Annotated in this window: 19 protein-coding genes; 13 read left to right on the forward strand and 6 right to left on the reverse strand. The window is 69.5% G+C overall.

Annotated features, from left to right (window positions below; all coding sequences use genetic code 11):
- Both ABN028_RS32650 and ABN028_RS32655 read left to right on the forward strand, forming a co-directional pair.
- The coding region (locus ABN028_RS32650; RefSeq protein WP_349699278.1) for a hypothetical protein at positions 1–787 on the forward strand (787 nt) is incomplete at its 5' end.
- 253 nt (positions 788–1,040) lie between these two features.
- Entirely contained in the window at positions 1,041–1,868 is an 828-nt protein-coding gene (locus ABN028_RS32655; RefSeq protein ID WP_349699279.1) for a phytanoyl-CoA dioxygenase family protein, read from the forward strand.
- Positions 1,869–1,931: 63 nt separating this feature from the next.
- Here ABN028_RS32655 and ABN028_RS32660 read toward each other — a convergent pair whose 3' ends face one another.
- The 4 genes from ABN028_RS32660 to ABN028_RS32675 form a co-directional block, all read right to left on the reverse strand.
- On the reverse strand, positions 1,932–3,587 hold the full coding sequence (locus tag ABN028_RS32660; RefSeq protein WP_349699280.1) for a hypothetical protein: 1,656 nt from the start codon (positions 3,585–3,587) through the stop codon (positions 1,932–1,934).
- Positions 3,588–3,598: 11 nt separating this feature from the next.
- Complete coding sequence (locus ABN028_RS32665; RefSeq protein WP_349699281.1) at positions 3,599–6,091, reverse strand: DUF4091 domain-containing protein; 2,493 nt, start codon at positions 6,089–6,091, stop codon at positions 3,599–3,601.
- Positions 6,092–6,242: 151 nt separating this feature from the next.
- Positions 6,243–7,067: a carbohydrate ABC transporter permease gene (locus tag ABN028_RS32670; protein ID WP_349325552.1), complete on the reverse strand. Its 825-nt coding sequence runs from the start codon at positions 7,065–7,067 to the stop codon at positions 6,243–6,245.
- Entirely contained in the window at positions 7,064–7,936 is an 873-nt protein-coding gene (locus ABN028_RS32675; RefSeq protein WP_349699282.1) for a carbohydrate ABC transporter permease, read from the reverse strand. Before ABN028_RS32675 ends, ABN028_RS32670 begins: the two co-directional genes overlap by 4 nt.
- Positions 7,937–8,098: 162 nt before the next feature.
- On the opposite strand from ABN028_RS32675, the gene ABN028_RS32680 reads away from it, so the two are divergent.
- The 8 genes from ABN028_RS32680 to ABN028_RS32715 are packed head-to-tail and all read left to right on the forward strand — an operon-like array spanning position 8,099 to position 18,056.
- Complete coding sequence (locus ABN028_RS32680; protein WP_349699283.1) at positions 8,099–9,394, forward strand: ABC transporter substrate-binding protein; 1,296 nt, start codon at positions 8,099–8,101, stop codon at positions 9,392–9,394.
- A 6-nt stretch (positions 9,395–9,400) separates the two neighbouring features.
- Positions 9,401–10,465, forward strand: coding sequence for a Gfo/Idh/MocA family protein (locus ABN028_RS32685; protein ID WP_349699284.1), 1,065 nt, complete (start codon positions 9,401–9,403; stop codon positions 10,463–10,465).
- Entirely contained in the window at positions 10,462–11,691 is a 1,230-nt protein-coding gene (locus tag ABN028_RS32690; RefSeq protein WP_349325548.1) for a DegT/DnrJ/EryC1/StrS family aminotransferase, read from the forward strand. The genes ABN028_RS32685 and ABN028_RS32690 overlap by 4 nt, the downstream gene beginning before the upstream one ends.
- A complete protein-coding gene (locus ABN028_RS32695) occupies positions 11,688–12,503 on the forward strand; it encodes an amidohydrolase family protein (RefSeq protein ID WP_349325547.1) in 816 nt (271 codons plus the stop codon). The genes ABN028_RS32690 and ABN028_RS32695 overlap by 4 nt, the downstream gene beginning before the upstream one ends.
- Positions 12,500–13,423, forward strand: coding sequence for an amidohydrolase family protein (locus ABN028_RS32700; RefSeq protein WP_349699285.1), 924 nt, complete (start codon positions 12,500–12,502; stop codon positions 13,421–13,423). The genes ABN028_RS32695 and ABN028_RS32700 overlap by 4 nt, the downstream gene beginning before the upstream one ends.
- Positions 13,420–14,304, forward strand: a complete 885-nt coding sequence (locus ABN028_RS32705) for a fumarylacetoacetate hydrolase family protein (protein WP_349699286.1) — start codon at positions 13,420–13,422, stop codon at positions 14,302–14,304. The genes ABN028_RS32700 and ABN028_RS32705 overlap by 4 nt, the downstream gene beginning before the upstream one ends.
- 43 nt (positions 14,305–14,347) lie before the next feature.
- Positions 14,348–15,700, forward strand: a complete 1,353-nt coding sequence (locus tag ABN028_RS32710) for a hypothetical protein (RefSeq protein ID WP_349325544.1) — start codon at positions 14,348–14,350, stop codon at positions 15,698–15,700.
- 37 nt (positions 15,701–15,737) lie between these two features.
- Complete coding sequence (locus ABN028_RS32715; RefSeq protein ID WP_349699287.1) at positions 15,738–18,056, forward strand: heparinase II/III family protein; 2,319 nt, start codon at positions 15,738–15,740, stop codon at positions 18,054–18,056.
- A 25-nt stretch (positions 18,057–18,081) separates the two neighbouring features.
- Here ABN028_RS32715 and glnII read toward each other — a convergent pair whose 3' ends face one another.
- Together glnII and ABN028_RS32725 are read right to left on the reverse strand one after the other, a co-directional pair.
- Entirely contained in the window at positions 18,082–19,080 is a 999-nt protein-coding gene (gene glnII / locus ABN028_RS32720) for a glutamine synthetase (RefSeq protein ID WP_349325542.1), read from the reverse strand.
- 170 nt (positions 19,081–19,250) lie between these two features.
- On the reverse strand, positions 19,251–19,502 hold the full coding sequence (locus ABN028_RS32725; RefSeq protein ID WP_349699288.1) for a hypothetical protein: 252 nt from the start codon (positions 19,500–19,502) through the stop codon (positions 19,251–19,253).
- 4 nt (positions 19,503–19,506) lie between these two features.
- Between ABN028_RS32725 and ABN028_RS32730 the strand changes: the two genes are divergently transcribed.
- The 3 genes from ABN028_RS32730 (at position 19,507) to ABN028_RS32740 (ending at position 23,820) form a co-directional block, all read left to right on the forward strand.
- Positions 19,507–19,809, forward strand: coding sequence for a DUF222 domain-containing protein (locus ABN028_RS32730; RefSeq protein ID WP_349699289.1), 303 nt, complete (start codon positions 19,507–19,509; stop codon positions 19,807–19,809).
- 179 nt (positions 19,810–19,988) lie between these two features.
- Entirely contained in the window at positions 19,989–21,365 is a 1,377-nt protein-coding gene (locus tag ABN028_RS32735; protein WP_349699290.1) for an SGNH/GDSL hydrolase family protein, read from the forward strand.
- A gap of 481 nt (positions 21,366–21,846) precedes the next feature.
- On the forward strand, positions 21,847–23,820 hold the full coding sequence (locus tag ABN028_RS32740) for an ABC transporter substrate-binding protein (protein WP_349699291.1): 1,974 nt from the start codon (positions 21,847–21,849) through the stop codon (positions 23,818–23,820).
- The last annotated feature ends 47 nt before the right edge of the window (positions 23,821–23,867 follow it).

The raw sequence follows: 23,867 nt of genomic DNA on the forward strand, positions 1-23,867 counted from the left end.
TGGCTACCACATGGCTGCGTCCGTCACGCTGGCGGCGGGCGACCTGCCGGCAGCCTGCGAGGCCGTGGAACGGGCGCGCCGGCACGACCCGGTCGGCGACCATCCGTACCTGTCGGCGCCACGGCTCATCCGGGTGCGCGCGCTGTCCGGCGGGTTCGACGAGGCCGCCGACGCCGCGCGGGCCCTGTGGGACAACTGGGTGCGCGACGGCTCGCCCGCCATGACGTGGATGTCGTCCGCCTTCGCGACGGCCGCACTGGTGCACGGCCTACGCGGCGACGGGCGATATGAGCTGTGGCGGTCCCGCGCGCTCACGGTCGCCGGTTGCGACGACCCGGCCGGCAGTCCCGACCTGATGGCCGTCATGGCGTTCGTGGACGCCCGGATCGCGATCCATGCAGGCGACAGCGGGGGCGCCGGAGTGCTGGTCGAGCGGGCGTACGCGGCCTTCCCGGAGCGCTGGTGGGAGGGTTACGCCCGCGCCGCCGGAGCCGAGTTGGCCGTCGTCGCCGGCCTCCCGGACGCCGCCGAGCGACTCGCCCAGGTCGAGCATCTGGCGGCCGAACACCGGTGGACCGCGGCGTGCCTGGACCGCGCCCGGGGACGACTCGAGCGCGACCCCCACGCCATCGCCGAGGCCCTCGCGGCGTGGGAGCGGCTCGACGCGCGGTTCGAGCGGGCGTGCACGCTGCTCCTGCTGCCCGACCGCGAGCCCGAAGGGCATGCCGAACTGCGCGCCCTCGGCTGCCCGCCGCCCACCCGCCGCCCACCTGCGACGACTGCGTGACCGCGAGGTGTTGATCTACGGGCCGGAGAGCAAGGCGGTTCAGGTCGTCGCAGCTCTCAGCAGGGCGAGCGCTGTTTCCTGCGCGTGGAAGTCTTCGGTTGGCTCGAGAACGATCACGAGCGCAGAAGCCGGGTGGGCCGGTTTTGGCCGTGCCCGACCAGGCGCATCGTGACGTTGACCAGGCCCGAAAGGGCAGCCTAGGTTTCACTGGACTTTTCTCCGGACGAGGTGCCGGGCGATGTGGAGGAGGGCTGTGAACGTCACTACACCGGAGGTCAGCTCGCCCGGGGCGGAGGCCCACGGCGAGGGTCTCCTGGACGACGCCCGTCTCTCCGCGACTCTGCGTACCTTCCGCGACTCCGGAATGGTGATCATCAGGAACGCCTACGACGCCGACCGGATCGCCACCCTCAGGGCCAGCTACGACGACCTGCTCGCCCAAGAGCGGGCCGCACCGAACGGCAGTCGCAGCGTGCAGCCGACAGACGGCCAGAACCACATCCAGATGCAGATGCCGCTCGTCCCGCCCTTCGCCGACGTCGACGTCGTGGCTCATCCGGTCGTCGCGCAGGTCCTCGCCGCCGTCCTCGGGACCGACTACCGCTGCTGCCTGTACAACTCCAACACCGCGTTCCCGGGCTCGACCCACCAGCAGGTCCACCGTGATGCGGGTCCCGTCTTCGGCAGCGGGCTCGGCGTACCGACTCCGACGACCGGTGTCGTCCTCAACATCCCCCTGTGCGACTTCACCGAGGAGAACGGGAGCACCGAGGTCTGGCCCGGCTCGCACCTGATCGTGGACCACCCGGACGACGCGGGCGCAGAGCTGACCGACCGGGCTCGTGCCCTCGCGTCGGCGAGGTTCAACATCCCAGTGGGCGCGATCGCCCTGCGAGACCTCCGCCTCTGGCATCGCGGCACGCCGAACCAGTCCGACGGCGCACGCACGATGGTGGCGATCGTCTACCAGCGGAGCTGGCTTGGATGGCGGTCTCCCGCGCTCAGAGTCCCCGCGCAGACCTGGCGCGCGTGGCCGTCCCACGTCCAGACCGTATTCGCCGCCGCTCCCGTCGACGACTAACCGCGCGAGTCAGCGCCAGGTTCGCCGGAAGCGACGCGCACGGTATGTCAGGACCGCAGGACGTCAGCGGCCGCGTCGTGCGTACTGGTGGAGGTAGGCGACGTTGCCGAGGACCCAGCCGAAGACGCCGCCGAGGCTCGCGGGGGTCGGCTGGTAGTTCTCGTAGACGGCCAGGGAATGGTGGAAGACCTGCTCGTCCCATGGCGCGAGCGGCATCCACCGCGGTGTCTGGAGCGCGTAGGTGGGGTTGAGCGCACCGGTTCCGTCGACACGGACGTGTGCCGAGGCACCGCCCGCCACGTTCTGGGTGTACGTACGCGCCAGTCGGGCCAGGTCACGCCCGTCCATCCCGAGGTGGGCGCGGAACGCAGCAGCCGCGAACTCCACGGTGATCGCGGCGTGGGAGACGTCCTCGATCTGCCGTGCGGGGGTGGCGAGGTTCGGGTTGTAGAGCGAGATGTCGGTCTCGGGCGACCCGGTCTTCGGGTAGCCGTTGTAGATGTTTCCGAACGTCGGCCAATAGTGCCACGTGTACGCGTCACCGGCGTCGACGGCGAGCTGGCCACGGAGCATCTTCGCCATCGCCCTGGTCCGGTGCCGGTACTCCTCCTCACCGGTGATGACGGCGAGTTCGGCAACGGTCTGACCCCAACCTAGCGTCTGGTTGATCGGCTGCTCGGAACCGTCCCACTGCTGCGCCGAACCCTTTCGCCAGATGAGGGTCCCCTCGCCCGCTTCGTTCTCTCGCCACTCCTGGTCGTGGACGGCGACGGCCTCGCGGACCGCGTGGAGGAACTCCTCCGCCTTCTCCCGGTACCGCGGGATTTCACGGAGCGGCGGAGAGTGCCGCACCAGCCTGACGAACGACGCGATCGGAAAGGTGATCATCCCGGTGTGTACGGCGAAGATGGTCGGCAGCGAGGTCATCTGGTATGTGCCCGGTGCGGGATCCCCGGCCGCGTTCGGTGTCTCCCGCAGGTCGCGTGCGGTGCCCAGCACGGTGGCCGGATAGGCGTCGTAGAGCCGGCGCACCACGTAGTTCGGGCTGGCCGGATCCATGCTGAGCCCGACGTAGGTGCGGCGGTTGCCGCTCTGGCTGTGCAGCACGGTGAGGTCGAACGTCCCCGGCTCGCTCCCGGCGACCACCGTCACCGAGGTGGAGCTGCTGTAGACCCGACCGACGCGGACCTCCAGCGTCGGCCGCCCTGATGCGTCCAGGAGTTCCACCACGCCAACGGTGTAAGGGTGGTTGGCCCGCCAGGCCGGCAGCGACTCGCCCTTGTAGTCGGTGACACCGCGCTCGCTGTCGCGGACCGAGAGCACGAGGTCGGTGTTCTCGACCAGGCGGTCGAGATAGCGGGTGTCGCCGTACGCCGCGTACATCCGCAGGAGAGCGGCCAGGACGTACGACTGGCCCCAGCCCAACCCGCCGGACTTCCCGTGGGCGGTGTCGTCGTTCGGCTCGTCTGGCTGGCCGTCGACGCCGCTGCGGTAGAACTCCTCGTGCCAGGCGTCCCAGGTCTGCCGGTCGAGGTAGACGCTGTCCGTTGCGGCGTACGCGGGTCGGGCCAGGCCACCGGCGAGGGCTCCTGCTGCCAGGGTGACCGCGCCGGAGCGTTGCAGGAACGTCCGCCGCGTGGAGCCGGAGCTCGACCCTGGGCCGGGGCCGGGGCGATGCTGGCCGGCGCTGGTGTGGTCGGCCTTGTTCTCTCGGGGCATGGCGCTCTCCCTCAGCTGAGCTGCGCGGTCGTCTTTGCCACCTCGGAACGCCAGTGGCGGTAGGCATCCGGCTCGTCTTCGTAGGCGTAGTTGTCGGTCACGACGTCCGAGGCAGCGAGGAGATGCTCTGCCCGGGCGAGGAGCTTCGGATCGGTGTCGGCCGGCGCCTCGTCGATGGCGCTGCGCAGGGCGTCCAGCAGGTTGTAGTCCTCGAGCCCGTCGCGGATGTTCTCCAACCGGATCGAGGGGATCGGACCGTCCGGCCCGGGGTAGAGCAGCGCCCCGTCGCCGGCCCGGTTGTTCCACGTCCGCGGATCCCAGCTGCTGAGCGGACCGTCGTCGACGATCCCGTGGCCGTACCACCGGTCCACCCGGTAGTAGAGGAACCCGTCCAGGCCGGCCTGGTGAATCATCGGACCGAGCAGCGTCCGCAGCTGTCCCGGGTCGTAGTTGATGAAGACGTTGGGTGTCGGGTTCGTGTTGCCCGCGTGGAGGTACCACCAGGCTTCACGACCGTCGGCGTGGCGTTCGGCGATGATCTCCGGGTCGTACCACGGGACGTCGCGGACCCACCAGTCCATCACCTCGTCGAGCCCGGACACGCGACCCATCTGGTTGTCGATGGTGGTCGTGAGCACCGGGACGCCGGGGAAGCGTTCCTTGAACCGGGTGAGGACGTAGCGGATCACCTCGGTGTGCTCCGCACGGGTCTCGTCGCAGCAGTAGAGGTATGCCTTGTCGAGGAATCCGGCGGCGCGGTACTGGTCGACGTAGGGCTGGATCCGGTCGAACAACGCGTCGGCCTGCTGCGCCCAGGTCTCGGGTGCGCCGAGGTCGAACAGGCGCGGGTCGAAGTACCAGATGTTGAACTGCCGGAGTCCGCCGCTCCTCTCCTCGATCCTGCGCAGGCTCTCGACCGACGGCGGGTTCGCCTCGTAGATGCTGCGGTAGATGTTGTCGCCCTGCAGGAGGTACTCGCCCAGGAACGCGTACTCCTCCTCGACCAGCGCGGCGATCTCGGCAGGATCCGTCACACCGTACGGTTCGGCGTAGGCCTTGGGATCGTGCCCGATCGCCGTACGCAGGCCGGGCTCCCTGGCGATGCTGAGATCCCACACCTGCACGTTCATCCGCACCCGCTGGGGCGCGATCCCGTCCGCGCGCAGCTCGAGCTCGACGGGATACACGCCGGGCCGGGTGTCACGCGCGGCCTCGACGGCCACCCAGAAGGACTGGAGGTCGCCCGCGGCCACGTCCGTGCTGTCGCGGCCGGTCTGGATGGGATCGGGTGTCCATCCTTCGTACACGCTCGGCCGGAACGCGGTCGGCGTGGCCGGCTGCTGGTCGACCGGGGGCGCCATGTTCAGCGAGACGACCGGGTGCGCGTCGACCCGGAGTCCGCCCGGTCGGTCGTCGACGATCCTGGCCTGGACCCGTGCACCGGCCAGAGGCGTCGTGTACGGCAGCGCGACGAGTTGGATGCTCTCGTGCTCGCCGCGGACCATGTCCAAGGTCGGCGACGTGAAGTCGCAGTCGCAGGGGAGGTCTCGTGGATAGACGCGCGACATCGAGTCCGCGAACCCCAGCCCGACCGGTGCCGTCGGCCGCGCCCTCCGGGCATCCACCAGGGTGGACAGGCGCCTGACCCGCCAGCGGATGTCGGTCAGTCCGAACCAGATCTCGCGCGCCTCCCCGACCGAGTCTGCGACCGACCCGATCTGGTCGGCGTACGTGTCCAGCTGTTGTTGCAGTGCGTCCGCCTGCTCGATCAGGGATTGGTCCGGGCCGGACGGCCCTGGCGTGATCCGCTTTCGCACCATGTCGAGCGCGTCCGATGCCTTCGTGAGTGCTCCGCGCAGATCCATCAGGCCGACCAGCGCGGACGCGACCCGGGCCTGCTCCGCAGGGACGTCGGTCGGGTTGTCGGTCAGCCGGATGTCGTCGGCGTACAGCCGCTTGGGGCTGGGGGAGCGCTCGGTGCTGAGCTGGATCTTGTCGAGGCGGCTCAGGTCGACACCCGCGGCCGCGATGTCGGCCGTCCTGACCTCGAACACGCGGTGCTCGAACGGCTCGGCCCACTGCGAACGAAGGAGGTAGCGGCCGTCGTCATCCCACACCACGACGTACAGGCGGGCCCGCTCGGCCGAGGCGTTCGCCATGCCGACATGGAGGTAGCGCCGCTGGGTCCAGTCCACCTCCGGCAGCGTCGACCCGACGTTCAGCCAGATGCGGGGAAAGACCAGGCCGGCCTTGGAGTCGAACGCGCCTATGTCGAGCTGCATCGACGCGTTTCCTTCGCTGGCGAACGTGTCCGTGACCTTGGCGCTGTCGAGGTCCGGTGCCGGCAAGGTCGCACCGTCCAGGGCGTCGGCGGACTCGAAGTCGGCCAGCACGAGGTCTTCGGCGGCGGCTGCCGGCCCCGGTGCGAGCAGGGTGGCGACCAGGGCGGTCAGGGCCAGGGCGAGCAACGACAGGGCGCCTCGGCTTTTGGCTCGACCTCGCATGGACGTCCTCCCCTGATATCCGGCCAGTTTTACTGCTGACCGAAAACCCATTTATGACCAGGACCGAAAGTAGGCTCCGGTTGTGGGGGTGTCAAGGGTTTCGGCCGACGTCCACGAACGGCTGGTGGTGCTGTGTGTGGTGCTGCCGGGGTCAACCCTTGACCGCGCCGGCCATCCCTTCGACGAAGTGCTTCTGCATCGCGAGGAAGAACGCGACGACCGGGACCATCGCGATCACCGCACCGGCCGCGGCGGTGCGGGCATCGGCGCCGAACGTGCCGGCCAGATAGGCGAGCCCGAGCGCGACGGGGTACTTCCCCGCGTCCTTGAGGACGACCAGCGGCCAGAGGAAGTTGTTCCAGACGCTGACGAACCCGAAGATGGCCAGCACGGCGAGCGTTGGCCGGACCTGCGGCAACATCACGTTCCAGAAGATCCGCAGCTCGCCGGCGCCGTCGATCCGCGCGCTGTCGGGAAGCTCCTGCGGGATGCCCGCGAACGCCTGCCGCAGCAGGAAGATCCCGGTCGCCGACAGGACGCCGGGCAGGACCACGCCGGCGAACGTGTCGACCAGCCCCAACGACGAGACGATGAGGAACCGCGGGATCAGCATCACCTCCGGCGACAGGAACAGCGTCGAGAGGATCGCGTAGAAGATGACCTGCCGGCCGCGGAAACGGTAGCGGGCCAGCGGGTACGCCGTGAGGGCGGAGATGGCGAGGTATGCCGGCACCGTCGTGGCGACGTAGATGACCGAGTTGAGGACATAGCGGCCGTAGGGGACCGCCGTCCACGCGTCGACGAAGAAGTCGAAGACCGGCGGGAGCGGCAGCAGTTCGGGCGGGAACGAGTAGACCGGCTGGTCCGGCGACTTCAGGGCGGTGGTGACCAGGATGAGGAACGGCACCACGAAGACGCAGGCAACGAGCACCAGCACGGCGAGGTGCAGGATCGTGCGGCGGCGCGCGGGCGTCATCCGACCGGCTCCCCTCGGGTCAGGCGGTAGTTGCCGAGGGCGAAGAGGACCAGGATCGCCCAGAGGACGAGTCCCACCGCGCTGGCGTAACCGAAGTTGAAGTGTTCGAACGCCTCGGACCAGATGTAGAAGCCGAGCGTGGTGGACGCCCCCTGCGGTCCACCGCGGGTCATCACGAAGATCGACGCGAACGACTGCATGGCCATGATCCCGCCGAGCACGAGACAGACCGCGGCGTACGGGCGGATCAGCGGGACCGTCACGTGGGCGAAGCGCCGCCACCAGCCCGCGCCGTCCAGCTGCGCCGCCTCGTGCAGCTCGTACGGGATGGACTGGAGTCCCGCGAGGTAGATCATCATGAAGTAGCCCGCGCCCTGCCACGCCTCGACGACGACGACCGCGGGCAGCGCCCAGGCCGGGTCGAGCAGGAACTGGATCGGCTGGTGGATCAGCCCGACCTCGAGCAGCGCCCAGTTGAGGATGCCGCGCGGGTGGAAGACGAACGCCCACGCGATCGCGATCGCCACCATCGAGGTGATCACGGGGAGGTAGTAGACGAGCCGGAAGACCTTGATCCCGCGCAACCTGGTGTTGACGGCAAGAGCGAGCAGCAGCGGCACCACCATCACGAGCGGCAGGAAGAGCGCGAGGAACTTCACGGAGTTCCAGAACGCCTGCCAGAACTCCGCGCTGGCCGCGAGTGCCTGGAAGTTGGCCAGTCCGACGAACCGCGGCGGGCTCACGACGTCGTAATGGAGGAACGCGACCTGGACCGCGATCAGGGCGGGCCAGACGAAGAACACGGCGAAGAACGTGAGTCCTGGCAGCAGGAAAAGGTAGGGGACCCACCACCGGTGCGGTGTCTTCATGGCGGCCTCCGCCGGCTGTGTCCGTGCCTTGACATCACCTCGACGCGTCGTATGCTGCTCACAGGCGGTCGATTTATGGCCGTCCGTAATTCGCAATACGATCCCAGACAATACGAGCCGGTCGGACGACCCGTCAACGGCTCCTGGCGCGGAGGTTCGTCCATGGCACGGGTGGCCAAGCTGCTGGCGGCGAGCCTCGTCGCCGGCATGGTCTGCGTCGGCTGCGTCCCGGGGACGAGCGGGACCGACACGACGCAGCAGACCGCTCAGAAGAGCGGAGAGCCGGTGACCGTCGAGTTCTGGACCATCAACCTGAAGAAGAACTACGGCGAGTACGTCGAGGGGCTCATCGACGGCTTCGAGAAGAGCCACGAGGACATCACCATCAAGTGGGTCGACGTCCCCGGCACCGACGTCGAGAGCAAGCTCCTCGCCGCCCTGGCCACCGACGACGTACCCGACGCGGTCAACATCGAGGACATGCGCGTCGACCAGTTCGGCGAGAGCCTCTCCGACCTCACGCCGTACTTCGACCAGGATGAGCTCGCGCCCTACATCGACGGCCTGGTCGAGTCCGTACGCCGCGACGACAAGTTGCTCGCCATCCCGTGGTACAACGGCGGTGCACCGGTGGCGTGGTACAACTCCAGCCTCTTGCAGGAGGCCGGCGTCGGCACCGACGATCTGCCCGAGACCTGGGACGAGGCACTCGACCTCGGCCAGCAGGTCGCCCAGAGGACCGACGCGTGTGCGTTCAACGCGCTGCCGACCCTCGACGTCCTGCTGTCCAACGGCGCGGAGCCGCTCAGCGCCGACCGCACCAAGCCGGCGCTCAACACGCCGGAGAACGCCCAGGTGCTGGAGAAGTTCCGCGCCGCCTACAAGGACGGCACCATCTGCCCCGGCGCGGTGAGCGAGAACATCCGGAACCTCCCGCAGACGGTGGCCAACGGCATGGCCGCGGCGTCCGTCGACGGGTTGCCGTTCCAGCTCCTCGACATCGAGAAGAACGCCGCCAAGACCTACACCGACCTGGCGGTCGGCCACGCGGTGACCGGGACGACCGGCGACTTCATCATCGGCGGCATGCAGACCTTCGCGATCCCCGCCAAGAGTGACGTGAAGGAACAGGCCGCCGAGTTCATCGAGTACGTCACCAGCGCCGAGGCCCAGCTGGAGTTCTGCAAGCTGGTCACGATCTTCCCCTCCACGAAGGACACCCTGGAGGACCCGTTCTTCACCGACGTCGAGGTCAAGAGTCCGGCCGATGCCGCCCGCAAGGCCGTGGTGGAGGAACTTCCGAAGGTGAAGACGAAGGACCTGGGCACGAAGGTCGACCTCGAGCTGGACGAGGCCTACCTCGAGCGGATCCGTGCGTACATGACCGGAGACCAGGCTGCCGCCGACGCGCTGGCCGACGTCGAGCAGGACTGGACCGACCTGCTGTCGAAGAAGTGATGGCCCGTGGTTGAGCACGTACGGTTCGGCGTCGTCGGCACCGGAGTCATGGGTGCGGCACACGCGCAGACCCTGGCGACGCACCCCGCCGTGACGGTCACGACGATCACCAGCCGCGACGCCGTGGTGGCCGGCGAGGTGGCCGGGCGGGTCGGCGCGCGCGTCGCCCCGGACTGGGCCGACCTGGTGGCCGATCCCGAGGTCGACGCAGTCCTGGTGGCGACACCGGACCACCTGCACACCGACGTGGCGGTCGCCGCCGCTGAAGCCGGCAAGGCGGTCCTGATCGAGAAGCCGCTCGCCACCTCCAGCGCCGACGCGGCGAGGATCGCCGCGTCGGTGGAACGGGCGGGCGTCGTCGCGAGCGTGTTGTTCAACCACCGTTGGGTTCCGGCGTACGCCGAGACGTACGAACGTATCCGGGCCGGCGACCTCGGCGCCCCGGTGGTCGGCTACGCCCGCAAGAACGACCGGATCTATGTGCCCACCCAGATGCTCAGTTGGGCCGCGCAGACCACGCCGGCGTGGTTCCTGTCCAGCCACGACATCGACCTGCTCACGTGGTTCTTCGACGACCAGCCCGTCGAGGTGTTCGCCACCGCCGTCAAGGGGAAGTTGCGCGACCTCGGCATCGACACCCCAGATGCGATGCAGGCCCAGGTGCGGTACGCGGGCGGCGCCGTTGCGACGTTCGAGTCCTGCTGGGTCTATCCCGACACCTTCCCCACCATGACCGACTCGTTCCTCGAGGTGGTCGGGGCCGAGGGCGTCATCCACCTGGATCGCAAGTGTGAACAGCTCGAGCTCGCGACGACGAAGACGTACGAGTATCCGCGGACGATGCTGCAGCGGTCCGTGCACGGCGTCCCCGCGGGGGCGGTCCGCGACTGCCTGTGGCACTTCGTCGACTGCGTGCGCTCGGGTACCCCACCACTGGTCAGTGTGGGGAGCGCCGCCGTCACGACCGCCGTTCTGGACGCTCTGCACCGATCCGCCGCGACGGGAACGCTCCAGCGGGTGGATCCCGTTGTCCACCAGGCGTCCGCACCACGCGAGGAGGCAGCGCCGTGAGCTCACCCGTCCTGACACGGACCACGCCCGTCCGCACCCGCCCCTGGCCGACCTGGCCGCCGCCACCCGGCGAGGGTGAGCGCAAGGGCCTCGAAAGGGCCTTGGACGAAGGGATCTGGGCCGGGGTCGACGGTCCGCTCAAGCGGGAGTTCGAACGCCGCTGGGCCGATGCCACCGCCAGCCGGCACGGGCTCGGCGTCAGCAACGGCACCGTGAGCCTGGAGATCGCACTGCGGGCGCTCGGTGTCGGCTCCGGCGACGAGGTGATCGTGCCGCCGTACACGTTCGTCGCCACCGCCACCGCCGTCCTCGGCGTCAACGCGCTCCCCGTGTTCGCCGACCTCGATCCCGAGACCTACAACCTCGACCCGGCGGCGGTCGAGGCGGCCGTCACCGACCACACAAGGGCGGTGATCGCCGTCCACCTCGGCGGTCACCCGGTCGACCTCGACGCCCTGACCGCCCTCTGCGACCGGCACGGGCTCGCGCTCATCGAGGACGCCGCGCACGCGCACGGCGCACAGTGGAACGACCGCCCGGTCGGTGCGTTCGGGGCGTTCGGCTCGTGGTCCTTCCAGGCGTCGAAGAACCTCACCTGTGGTGAGGGAGGCGCGCTCACGTCCAACCACGACGACCTCGCCGAGCAGGCCTGGGAGCTGCACAACTGCGGCCGCCGGCGCACCGGTGCGTGGTACGCGCACCACCGGGTCGGCGGCAACCACCGGCTCACCGAGTGGCAGGCGGCGATCCTGCTCGCCGGCCTTGACCGGCTGCCCGACCAGATCGCCCGTCGGGAGGAGTGCGCGGCGGTCCTCGACCAGGAGCTGGCGAAGGTTCCCGGCCTCCGGCCCCTCGGACGCGATCGCCGCGCGAGCGTGCATGCCCATCACCTGTACCTCTTCCGCTACGACGCGGCGGAGTTCGGCGGCCTGTCGCGGGACGACTTCGTGGCCGCACTCGTGCACCACGGCATCCCCGCCTCCTCGGGTTATCCGCTGCCGCTGTACCAGCAGGAGCTGTTCACCGAGGCGACATTCGACCGGGCGGCCACGGGCTGGGACGCCGCCCGGGCTAGCACGCGGTACGCCGACGTGCGGCTGCCCGTCTGCGAGCGGGCGTGTGCCGAGACCGTGTGGCTGCCGCAGAACCTTCTGCTCGCCCCCGTCGGGGAGATGGCGGACGTGCTCGAGGCGGTCCGGCTCGTTCGCAGGGGTGCGACCGGGTGACGTCCGCACAACGACGCGACGAACCGACGGATCCACTCGCCGACACGCACACCGGCGGTCCGCCACCCGCGGTGTGGCTCTTCGACGCCAACGCCATGACCGGCCGGATCGCCACCGGACCGTGCGCGGAGGACGCTGGTGCGTTGCTGACCCACCTGGACCGGTTCGGCATCGCCTCGGCGCTCGTCACCCACACCCACGCGTGGCGACACGAGGTCGCGCGCGGCAACGAGCTGGTGCTCACCGAAACCGCAGCGACGGCCCGGCTGCAGCCGTGCTGGATGGTGCTCCCCGACACCTGCGGCGAGGTACCGCCAGCGATCGAGTACCTCGCCGGCGCGGCCGCCGCGGGAGTGCGGGCGTTCCGGGCCTGTCCCGCCGACCACGGCTACGACCTGCTCGGCCCCGACCTGGCCAAGCTGCTCACCGGCCTGGAGGAGCGGGCCAGCCTGCTGCTCCTCGACCTGGACCAGGCGCCCTGGACGACGGTCGACGCGCTCGCCGAACGGCACCCCGGCCTGTCCGTGGTGGTGACCGGCACGGGGTACCGCGTCGCCCGCCCGATGGTCGGCGTACTGGACCGGCGGCCGAACGTCCATGTCGACCTGTCGTACCTCGGTACGCACCAGCTGCTGGAGTGGCTGGTCGCGCGGTTCGGTCCGACCCGGGTGTTGTTCGGCACCGGGTTCCCGCTCCGCGATCCCGCCGACGCGGTGACCCGGCTGCTGTGGTCGGACCTCGACGACGAGGCGGTGGCGGCCGTCGGTGGTGGGACGCTCCGCCAGCTGCTGGAGGGAGTGGTGTCCCCGTGACTAGCACCGTGACCGGCTCGGTGACGGCCGAACAAGCGACGACGGCCGGACCGCTTGGCGAGCGGGGCCGGGCCGCGCTGTTCTCGCGGCGGCCGCTGGAGGGTGTACGGGTGGTGGACGCCCACGCCCACGCCGGTCCGTACAGCCGGTTCTTCATCCCCGACCACGACGTCCCCGGCATGGTCGGCGTCATGGACCGGTGCGGTGTGAGCGTCGCGTTCGTGTCGACCCACCTGGCGCTGGAGCTGGACGTCGTACGCGGGAACGCCCTGACGGCCGAGCTGGTCGACCGGGCGGCGGGCCGGTTCCGCGGCCTGGTCGTCGTGAACCCCCACCACGACCCCGAGGCGACGCTCGCCCGGTGGATCGACGACCCGCGGTTCGTCGGCGTCAAGCTGCACCCCGACCTGCACGAGTACCCCGCGACGGGCACGCGGTACGAGCCGGTGTGGAGGGCCGCCGAAAAGCTCGGGTTCCCGGTGCTGGTGCACAGCTGGGCCGGCTCGGCGTTCGACGACCTGAGGCACTTCGCCACCCTCGCCGAACGCCACCCCGCCGCCACCGTCGTCCTCGGCCACAGCGGCGCCCGACGGCCGCACTTCGAGGAGGCCGCCGAGCTCGCCGCCCGGCACCCCGGCCTCGTGCTGGAGCTCTGCGGTTCGTTCATGACCAGCTACTGGGTACGCCGGCTGGTCGAGATCGTCGGACCCGACCGGGTGCTGTTCGGCTCGGACTTCCCGTTCATCGACCTGCGGTACTCACTCGGCCGAACGCTGTTCGCCGACCTCGCCGACGACGACCTGGCCAAGGTGCTCGGCGACTCGGCGAGCCGGTTGGTCCGCCGCTTCCGGCCCGACGACCCCGCCTTCGCGCCTCCCCTCGCACCCCGGCCGGACCACCAAGAAAGGCGTACGCCATGAGACTCGCCGTGCTGCCGACCGCCGACGGCCCGCGCCTCGCCCTCGGGCTCCCCGACGACTGGCTGGTACGCCTGGACCGCGTGGTTCCCGACGCGCCGACCGACACGTTCGCGCTGCTCGACCTGCCCGACCGCGACAAGCTCGCCGGCCGCGCCCGGGAGGCCCTCGAACGACCGGCCCTCCGCGAGGCGCTCCGCGCCGCAGGTGAGTTGCGGCACGTGGACGACGGCCCGCTCGCGGTTCCCCTCACGCGTACCGGCAAGGTGATCTGCCTGGCGCTCAACTACCAGGCCCACGCGCAGGAAGGCGGGTTCACGCCGCCCGAACGCCCGGTGATCTTCCTCAAGGGCCCCAACAGCCTGTGCGGACACGGCCAGGAGGTCGTCGTCCCGCCGGTCTCGCGGCGGATCGACCACGAGGGCGAGCTCGCCGTGGTCGTCGGCCGGCGCAGCCGCGGGCTCACGGCCGAGTCGTGGCGCGGCGCGGTGGCGGGCTACACGATCATGAACGACCTCACCGCCCGAGACCTGCAGCTGGCGGACATCGCCCAGCAGCACCCGTGGGACTTCACCAAGAGCTTCGACAGCTACGGGCCGACCGGACCGTTCCTGCTCACCCCCGACGAGGTGCCGGATCCGCAGTCGCTGGAGGTGTCCGTCCGCGTCGACGGCGAGGTCCGCCAGCACGGCAGCACCAGCGCGATGATCTTCGGCGTGGCCGACCTGCTCTGCTACATCTCCGCGGTGATGACGCTCGAGCCCGGCGACGTCATCGCCACCGGCACGCCCGACGGGATCGGCCCGCTGCGCGACGGCGCGACCGCGGAGGTCACCATCGGCCCCCTCGGGACACTCCGCAACCGGATACGGTTCGAGACCTAGATCCCTCATCCAGAACGCCTGCCAGGACAAGGGTCAGATGCGGATGGAACGCCCACCTCACAGACACCAGCGACGGGGCGCCGACATCGCCATCGGTGTCGTCGGGCCACGCGACCTGGTCGAGCGGATCGTCCTCCTCGGCCGGGCGCCCGGGCAGCCTCCGGGTCCGTCGTGGCGGCTGGTCGGCGCGTCCTACCGCACCGAAACCGAGGCACCGGCCAAGGCGGCCAAGCTGCAGGACGACGTCGACGTGCTGTTGTTCACCGGGCCGTTGCCGTACGACATCGTCGCCGAGGCAGAGGTCCTCGACGTGCCGGCCACGTTCGTCCCCATGAGCGGTGCCGCGCTGTTCAGCACCATGCTGCGGGCCTCGATCGAAAGCGAGGTCGACCTCACCAGGATCAGCGTCGACTCGCTCAGCCGCAGTGACGTGCACGAGGCGTACGCCGAGATCGGGCTGCCGGTCCGCCGGGTCCGGGTGAAGTCGTACGAGAGCCCGTCCACCGCTGCGACGTTCGCCGCCTGGCACGAGGATCTCCACCAGCGTGGGCGGACGGTCGCCGCCTTTACCACGGTCAGGTCGGTCGCCCGGCGGCTGGAACGCGCGGGCGTTCCCGCGTTCCGGGTGCTGCCGGCGGTCTCGTCGTTCCGGGTGGCGCTGCGCACCGCGGCCCTGCTCGGCAGTGGTACCCGGCTCGAGGACGCGCAGATCGCGGTCGGCCTGGTGGTGCTGCCGCCGGCCCCGACCGGTGCGACGTCGCTCGGTTGGCAGCACGAGCTCCGGCTCGGCGTGCACCAGATCCTCGCGAGGGAGGCCAGGGCCAGCGGTGCGACCGTTCTGCCGCGGGACGAGCGCAGCTACTTCGTCGCCACCACGCTGGGCTCGCTCCAGCGGGCTACGGACGACTTCCGGGTCGCTCCGTTCGTCGCCGCCGTCCAGGACGCACTCGGCGTCCAGGTGGACGTCGGCCTCGGGCTCGGCGCGACCGCGGCCGAGGCGGAGGAACGCGCGGAGCAGGCGATCACGCGCGCTGCCCGCGACGGTGGCGACCGGTGCTGCGTGATCAAGCAGGACGGGACCGTGCTGGCCCTGCCGGCACGCGGCCACGACCAGCCGCGCACGGTGGCGCTTGCCCGGGCGAAGGAGCACGCGATCGTCCGGGAGCTCACCGAGGCGCTCCACGAGAGTGGTGGCGCGGGTGGGCCGGTCGTGGTGGACGCTGAGCAGGCGGCGGCGGTCCTGGGCTCCAGTGCGCGCACCGCCCGCCGGCTACTCGGCGACCTGGTACGCGAAGGGTTCGCCTGGCCGATGCCGCCACCGCCGGCCGCGGGTCGGGGACGTCCGCGGCAGTTCTACCGGCTCATCACTCCCGAGTCCGACCGGCCCACCGGCTAGGTCCGCTCGTGGCTGCCCGGAAACGAGGAACACACCTGTGACCGACGCTCCTGTCGAGACGCGGGGTCCCGAGGAGGAGCCGGCTGCTGTCGAGAAGCCGGCTCCTGTCGAGAAGCCACCGCACGCCGACGCGACCCGGATCCGACACCTCGGCGTACCCGCTCTCCTCGATGCACTCGACCCGCACCGACCCGAGCTCGCCGGACTCCGTCAGGCCCGGCAGGAGCGTGGTCGCGACGCCGCCACGGCGGCACTGCTGACCCACTTCTCCTCCGCGTGCCGGCCGCTGCCCCTCCCGTCGATCCGTGCCCAGGTGGAGGTCCTGGGCGACGAGCAGCGTCAAGGCGTTCTTGCGGACGCGGAGGCGGCGCGGCGGGAGCAGCCGTCGTTCACCGACCGCGCGCTCGGGCGTTCCCGGCTCTACGGCTACCACTACCTCGGCTGGACCCGGCCGCTACTGGAGAGCTACGCGCTCACGGGGGAGGGCCACTGGCTGACGTCGTGGGGCGGGCTCTTCGACTGCTGGTACGCCTCGCGCGAGGAGGTACGCGGCGACTGGCCCGGCCTCGACGTCGTCTGGTACACGCTCGGCGTCGCCAGCCGGACCCGCCTCTTCGCCGACGCGCTCGACCTGGCCGGCGACAAGCTCGCTGGCGACGGCCTGCCGGACGCGACGCGGCTCAGGCTGCTCGGGTCGGTGCTGGGAGGCGCACGCTGGTTGGCCGACGAGCACGACGCCTTCCGGTACGGCAACTGGCAGCTCGTCGGCGCCTGCACGCTGCTGACCCTGGCCGGGTTGTTTCCCGAGTTCGCCGAGGCTTCCGGCTGGGCGGCCATCGGCCGGGAACGGATCGAGGAGCACCTCGCCCTCGACGTCTACGACGACGGCGGACACCACGAACGCGCACCCGACTACCATCGCCTCAGCCTGACAACCCTCTTCGACGCGGCCCTGCACGCCGAGGCCTATCTCGGCTGGGACCTCGTTCGCCATCCACAGCTGAAGCTGATGTACGACTGGGTGGTCGATCTGGCCACTCCCGAAGGCTGGCTCCCGCCGTTCCAGGACTCCGGCGCCATCGCGGCGGGACCGCTGCTCGTCCGCGGGCACTATCTGTTCGGCGAGCCGGCGTACAAGGCGGTCGCCAGCCAGGCAATGGCAGCGGAGGAGATCCGGCAGGTCCTCGCTCCGCTGCCGCCTCGCGACGGGTGCGAGCCGTATGCCGCGTGGCAGGCCACCGAGGCGGCCCATCCCGACGAGTGCCTCCGTCAGTTCGGCGGCAGCGGGTACGTCGTGTCACGGGAGGGCTGGACACCGGGTTCGCTCTATGCCGTGCTGAACTGCGGCCCGGCGATCCCGCACGAGCTCGAGTCACACAGCCACCGTGCCTGCCTGGACTTCGTCCTGTGGGGCCACGGCGCGCCGCTGGCGTGGGAGGCCGGTGGGCCGCAGTCGTACGACGACCCGGCGTACCACTCGTGGTTCCAGGCCACCCATGCCCACAACACCGTGGTGCCCGACCGCGCGGAGCTGTCCGCGGACCGCGACGCGACCGTCGAGACCGCCGCCCAGCTGGCCGACCTCGACGTCGTCGTCGCCTTCCACGACGGGTGGGGGCGACGGCACCGGCGCACCCTGGTGTTCGTACGACCGGGCCCGCAGGTCGAGGGGTACTGGTTCGTCCACGACGTCCTCTCCGGCGCGGGGTCGTGGCGGTGGCTGCTGCACGGGCTGAGCGCCTGGACGGAGCGTTCGGCCGGCACGTTCGTCTCGGCGAAGGGACCCGGCCTGGTCGCGGTCGTGCCGGCTATCGGGTCCGCGACGTATGAGACGTCGGAGGGTATGACGTCCGTCCCGACCCCCGACGGCCCGCACTGGCAGGCCCTGCACGGGCTCGCCGTCCACCCGGCAGGGAGCGAGCTCGCCGCCGTCCTCGTTCCGTTCCGCGACCGCGTCCCCGCTGACGTGCACGTCGACACCTCCGCCGACGCCGCCCGGGTCCGGGTCGGCGACACCACCGACGAGCTACGCCCAGGTTCATGGGTCCGACACACCGGAGCCGAGCCGGTGGCGGCAGCGACGTGGGGCGGGGTGGCTGTGGGGACCGAACGGACTCTCCTCGCCGCGGCTCCCCGCACCCGCACGCTCCACGTCCGGTGGACTGCCGACCGCGTCACCGCGGACGCCGACGCCACCCACCGGACTCCGGTCACCCTCGCCGTCCCCGACGCATGGGATGGGGGCGCGGTGCGGGTGAACGGCATCGCGGTGCCCCATGTGCGCGATCGCGGCACCGTCACCGTCGACCTGCCGCAGGCGGGCCGGTGGACGATCGAGATCAGCCGTCGGGCGTGAGCCCTATGGTGTTGAGCGTCGAGACTCAGAGCTGGGCGCTGCAGACGGTCTCAGTGATGAGGCGCGTCACCACGTACGGATCCGCGTTCGCGTTGGGTCGGCGATCCTCGATGTAGCCCTTCTTGTCCTGGGCCACCTGCCAGGGGATACGGATCGACGCGCCACGGTCGGACACGCCATAGGAGAACTCGGTCCACATGGCGGTCTCGTGCATGCCGGTGAGGCGGTGCTCTATGCCCGCACCGTAGTTGCGGACATGCTCGTCCGCCTTGGCGCCAAGCGCCTCACACGCGGCGACGATCGGATCGTATCCCTCACGCATGGCCTTGGTGGAGAAGTTGGTGTGGCACCCGGCACCGTTCCAGTCGCCCTTCACCGGCTTGGGGTCGAGCGTCGCTGCGACGTCGTAGTCCTCCGCGATCCGGTACAACAGCCAGCGGGCCGTCCAGAGCTGGTCGGACACCGCCAGCGGAGAAAGCGGCCCGACCTGGAACTCCCACTGCCCTGGCATGACCTCCGCATTGATGCCGGAGATGAGTAGCCCGGCCTCGAGACACGCGTCGAGATGGGCCTCGACGATGTCGCGGCCGTGCACCTCGTCCGCTCCCACTCCGCAGTAGTAGATGCCCTGCGGCGCGGGATAGCCTCCTGCGGGGAACCCGAGCGGGCGGCCGTCCTTGAAGAAGGTGTACTCCTGCTCCAGACCGAACAGCGGCTCGGCGGCCGCATACTTCCTGGCTACGTTCTCGAGGGCCGCGCGAGTGTTGGACGGGTGCGGGGTCAGGTCGATCCCAAGCACTTCGGCGAGAACGAGTACGTCGTTGCCGCCACGCACCGGGTCGGGGCACGAGAAGACTGGGCGGAGTACGCAGTCGGAGTTGTCGCCCGGTGCCTGGTTCGTACTCGACCCGTCGAAGCCCCAGAGGGGTGGCTCCGCTCCGTCGGCGAGCACCTTCGTCTTCGACCGCAGCCGCGCGGTGGGTTGAGTCCCGTCGATCCAGATGTACTCAGCCTTGTAGGTCACGCTGCTCCCGCCTTGTCAGGTCAGTAAGGTCGATGGTGGATGGTCGACTGAGCGTCTGCGACAGGCGACGCCGCACAGTCACATCAACCTAAGCCGGCGAGCGATACCCGGCGATTTCCGACGTGTGACAGCGTGGTTAACGCCGCGGGGTTGGCACGTGCACTGCGGGATCATGGCCATCCGGTTCCGGCGCGGTGACGACGCCGGCCGGACCGAGGGATCTTCGGAATCGTCTTACTGGGCAGGTTTTCGGGTCCGCGGTTGTCGGTGGTCACGTCAATGGTTGGATCATGGAAGCGGTCACCACCACCCGCGCCGACACCGGCACTGGCGCCCGCGCCGGTCTTGGCCTGTTGGCCGCGATCCGGGAGGTCGACCGGCGCGAACCTGGGCAGAACCGCCGGCGCGACCAGCACGGGCACCTGGGTGTCCGGACTACTGAAGATCCGGCCCGCCCAGGCCAGCCGCCGAGTCAAACTCGCCAAGGATCTGGACAGCTCTCTGGTGTTGACCCAGACCCTGTTGAACGCCGGTGAGATCAACGTCGAGCAGGCCGACGTGATCGCCCAAACGGCGTCCTCGTCTGCAGATACCACCACCGACTCATCCACCAAGGCACCTGGCAGATCCGCCCCGCAGTCGACGGCCACCCCGCATTCATCCCACCCGACTGGATCGACCCCCACCGAAACCCCCAACGCAACAACAGACTCCGCATATAACGGCTGAGTGGATGGCGGTCCGAGATGCGTGCGGGGGTTGGCCGCCTGGTTCGCCGTCGACAAGCCTCGTCAAGGCCCGGGTGGAGTCCGACCGATGAGTTCGACCTCGTCGCGCGGTCAGTACGTACGTGTTCACACCTCGGGTCCTCCTCTGGGCCTGCGGTCGGCTTTTGAAGGAGACACCTGATGTCCACGACCGGCGCGTCCCGCCCAACCGTCCTGGCCAGGGCAATGCTCACCGTGCTTGCTGCCATGGCTGCCGTGTTCGGGCCGGCCGGAGCGACCGCGGCAACGGCGGCAGCAAGCGCAACGACCGCGACGACAGCGGCCGCCGCCTCGGCCACCACGACGGCGGGTCTGCGCTGGATCGCCGGCTGGGGGACGGCCGTCCAACATCCGATGCCGGGGAACGAGTGGTTCGGTCCGAACTGGTCGATGGACGGGTTCGCCGACCAGTCGCTCCGCCAGGTCGTGCGGGTGAGCAAGGGCGGGACGGCGCTCCGCGTCCGGTTGTCCAATCGCTACGGCAGCGCTCCGCTGCGACTCACCGGTGCGACGATCGCCAGGTCCGGCGGCGGCGCCGCGGTCAGGCTAGGCACGGTGCGCCCGTTGACTTTCCGCGGTTCGTTCTCGCCGACCGTGCCCACCGGCGGTGAGCTGGCTTCCGACCCGACGCTCCTACAGACGAGAGCACTGGAGAAGCTGACCGTCACGCTGTACTTCGCCACCCCCACCGGCCCCGCGACGTTCCACGAGGGCGGCCTGACCACCACCTACCGCGCCACCGGTGACCACCTTCGCGACCACGGCGGGCAGCCATACGCTGGCGAGACCAGCCACTCGTGGTACTACCTGTCCGGCGTGGACGTGGCCGGTGGACGCGACCGAGCCCACCGGTCCGGCGGGCACGGCGACTCGACCGGCACGGTCGTGGCGCTCGGCGACTCGATCACCGACGGTGCGATCTCCACGCCGGGCGCGGACAACCGATATCCGGACGAGCTGGCCGAGCGCCTGGCGGCAGCTGGCCGACCCGCGGGGGTCGTCAACGCCGGAATCAACGGCAACAAGCTGCGTACGGACTCGACGTGCCTCGGCGAGAGCGCGTTGAACCGGTTCGATCGCGACGTCCTCGGCCAGCCGAGGATCCGTACGGTGATCGTGCTGGAAGGGATCAACGACATCGGCTCCGCCGGCCAGCCGGACTTCGGCTGCGGGGAGTCCCCGGCGGTCACGGCCGAGCAGCTCATCGACGCCCACCTCGAGCTGATCAGGGCCGCGCACGAGCATGGCGTACGCATCATCGGCGCCACGCTCACGCCCATCAAGGGCAACGAGTTCGGCTACGACACCCCGCACAACGAGGAGATCCGGGACACGGTCAACCACTGGATCAGGACCAGCCGCGCCTACGACGCGGTCGTCGACTTCGATCGCGCGCTCGCCGACCCGGCCGACCCGGACTCGATACTCCCGGAGTACGACGCCGGAGACCACCTGCACCCGAACGACGCCGGCATGAAGGCGATGGCCGAGGCCATCGACCTGGACACGCTCTGGTGATCTCCGGCGATCGGTTCTCTGGCGACCGGTCCTCCGGCGGTCGATGACGAGGCTGGCCCGGAGCAGCCTGGGTGAGCTTTCCGGAGCCGGGAGCGGCGCGGCAAGGAAACCCCCTGTCGCAAACGTCGAGGCCCACGAGCCTGTCTCCGCGACCGGTCCCGGTCAGGTCCTATGACCTGCCGGAACAGGTCATGGCGAAGGGCTGGCGGAGCCTTGACATCACCAGACGCAGGGAAGAGCATCAATGCACAATTTTGTGAATCGTTTCATGGGTGGGCCTTTACCAGGTTCAACCTTGTCAGTGGCCCGACGGACCAGGAGGGCCTTCATGAGCGATATCTGAGTGTTCCCGCGGTGTTGTGACGTGTAGGGAGCCGGTAGGCACCTCCACCGAGACGCCACGCATGGGGACCCTTTGACTTGCCCTGCTTTTGCCCCACGGGGACGGACGAGAGTGTCACTGCCAGGAGGGGTTATGGAGATGCGGGATCTTTCGCGCAGGAGGTTTCTCGGCGTCGTCGCGGCCGGCGTTGTTGTCGGGGGCTGCTCCGGGCAGGACGGCACGGGTTCGAACGGCGGCGGCGGCGCAGGAGGCACCCCCAAGCCGGGTCAATACAAGGAATCGCCTGTTCTCGCGGCTCGGGTGAAGTCCGGTGACCTGCCGCCGCTCGCGGAGCGGCTGCCGAAGGAGCCGTTCGTCATCCAGCCGGGCACGCTGGTGGACGAGAAGTTCGTCAAGCTGGCGCAGGGCAAGTACGGCGGAACCCTGCAACTTCCTCAGGAACTGCCGAACTTCGACCCGCACATCTTCCTCGGCAACATCGAGCCCATGCTCTGGGCACCCAACGGATTTGGCTATGCACAGGGCGAGACGCTCGTGGGCAATGTGGTCGCCGGTTACGAGGCGAACAACGACAACACCGTGTTCACGTTCCACATGCGGGACGGGTTGAAGTGGTCCGACGGCGAGCCGGTGACCACCGAGGATGTGCGGTTCGCGTTCGAGGATGTCCTTTACAACAAGGAGATCACGCCGATCTTCCCGGACTACCTGATGGCGGCCCGCCGCACCGACAACGCGCCGGCGAAGTTGGAGGTGATCGACGACTTCACCTTCAGCCTGACCTTCGACGCGCCCTACGGCACGTTCCCAGCCCAGATCGCCATCGCCCAGTGGCGCAGCTACGGCGACATCATCAAGCCGAGGCACTACCTGGAGCAGTTCCACGAGAAGTACGCGGACAAGGCGAAGTTGCGGGAGATGCTGAAGGAGGAGTCGATTCCCGCCGACCAGTGGTTCAACCTGTTCATCGCCAAGCAGATGGGCGCCTGGCTCGACGTCTCGAACGAGCAGTACATGGGGCATCCGACGCTGACCGCCTGGGTGATGTCGAAGGCCAGCGACGGGGTGTTCGGCTTCGAACGTAATCCGTACTACTTCAAGCTCGACTCGGCGGGGAGTCAGCTGCCCTACATCGACGAGCTTCGTTCGCAGCTGGTGCAGGACAAGGAGACGCTGACCTCGCGGGCGCTGTTCGGCGAGTTCGACTACCTGGGTGAGCGGGCGTCGCTGCGGCAGATCTCGCTGATCGCGGAGAAGGCGGACAAGGGCGAGGTCAACATGCACGTCGCCCAGATGCACCGCCTGCCGATCAGCTTCGCGCTGAACCTGACCCACACCGACAAGGTGTGGCGCGAGGTCGTGCGCGACGTCAACTTCCGCCGGGCGCTGGACCTCGCCATCAACCGCGAGGAGATCATCGAGAACTTCTACCTCGGTGAGTTCGCCAGCGTGCCGAAGGAGACCAGCAACGGGACCTACGACGTGGCAGAGGCCAACCGGCTGCTGGACGAGATGGGTCTGTCCGAGAAGGACGGCGAGGGCTTCCGGCTCGGACCGGACGGCAAGCGGTTCCGGGTCCCGTTCGAGATCCAGGACCTGTCCGAGGACCACATCCCGATGGGTGAGCTGATCTCCGAGTACTGGAAGAAGGTCGGAGTCTTCACCACGGTCCGCAAGATCGACGCGACGGTGGCCGGCGAGCGGCAGGAAGCCAACCAGCTCAAGGCCACGGCGACCTGGGCGCACCACAACCTGTGGCCCAGTGCCGGTTGGGACGACTACCTTCCCGGAACCTACTGGGGTCCCCTCTGGACGCTGTGGAACAACACCAGGGGCGAGGATGGCGAGGAGCCCATTCCCGAGGTCAAGGAACTCTTCGAGTTGCACGGTCAGTTCATGGCGGCCGGAGTCGGCTCACCGGACGGCAAGGCGGCCCTCGACGGGATCCTCAAGAGCTACCGCGACAACGTCTGGACGTTCAACCCGGTCGAGAACTCCTACTACCCGACGTTCTGGACCACGCGCGTGAAGAACGTGCCCGAAGGCGTCAAGGAGCAGGAGTTCGGAATCGTCGTCAACATCAGCATGGAGAGCTGGTTCATCGACGAATGACCGCGCGCTGCCGGAGCTGCCAGCTATCTGTCTGATCACGCGAAAGG

The organism is Actinopolymorpha sp. B17G11, assembly GCF_040196095.1.
GTDB lineage: Bacteria > Actinomycetota > Actinomycetes > Propionibacteriales > Actinopolymorphaceae > Thermasporomyces.

Coding starts and splice junctions, on each gene's coding strand:
- ABN028_RS32680 (WP_349699283.1), top strand. CDS start 8,099: ATGGCACGGGTGGCCAAGCTGCTGGCGGCGAGCCTCGTCGCCGGCATG.
- ABN028_RS32705 (WP_349699286.1), top strand. CDS start 13,420: ATGAGACTCGCCGTGCTGCCGACCGCCGACGGCCCGCGCCTCGCCCTC.
- ABN028_RS32735 (WP_349699290.1), top strand. CDS start 19,989: ATGTCCACGACCGGCGCGTCCCGCCCAACCGTCCTGGCCAGGGCAATG.
- ABN028_RS32740 (WP_349699291.1), top strand. CDS start 21,847: ATGCGGGATCTTTCGCGCAGGAGGTTTCTCGGCGTCGTCGCGGCCGGC.
- ABN028_RS32670 (WP_349325552.1), bottom strand. CDS start 7,067: ATGACGCCCGCGCGCCGCCGCACGATCCTGCACCTCGCCGTGCTGGTG.
- ABN028_RS32675 (WP_349699282.1), bottom strand. CDS start 7,936: ATGAAGACACCGCACCGGTGGTGGGTCCCCTACCTTTTCCTGCTGCCA.
- ABN028_RS32710 (WP_349325544.1), top strand. CDS start 14,348: ATGGAACGCCCACCTCACAGACACCAGCGACGGGGCGCCGACATCGCC.
- ABN028_RS32660 (WP_349699280.1), bottom strand. CDS start 3,587: ATGCCCCGAGAGAACAAGGCCGACCACACCAGCGCCGGCCAGCATCGC.
- ABN028_RS32665 (WP_349699281.1), bottom strand. CDS start 6,091: ATGCGAGGTCGAGCCAAAAGCCGAGGCGCCCTGTCGTTGCTCGCCCTG.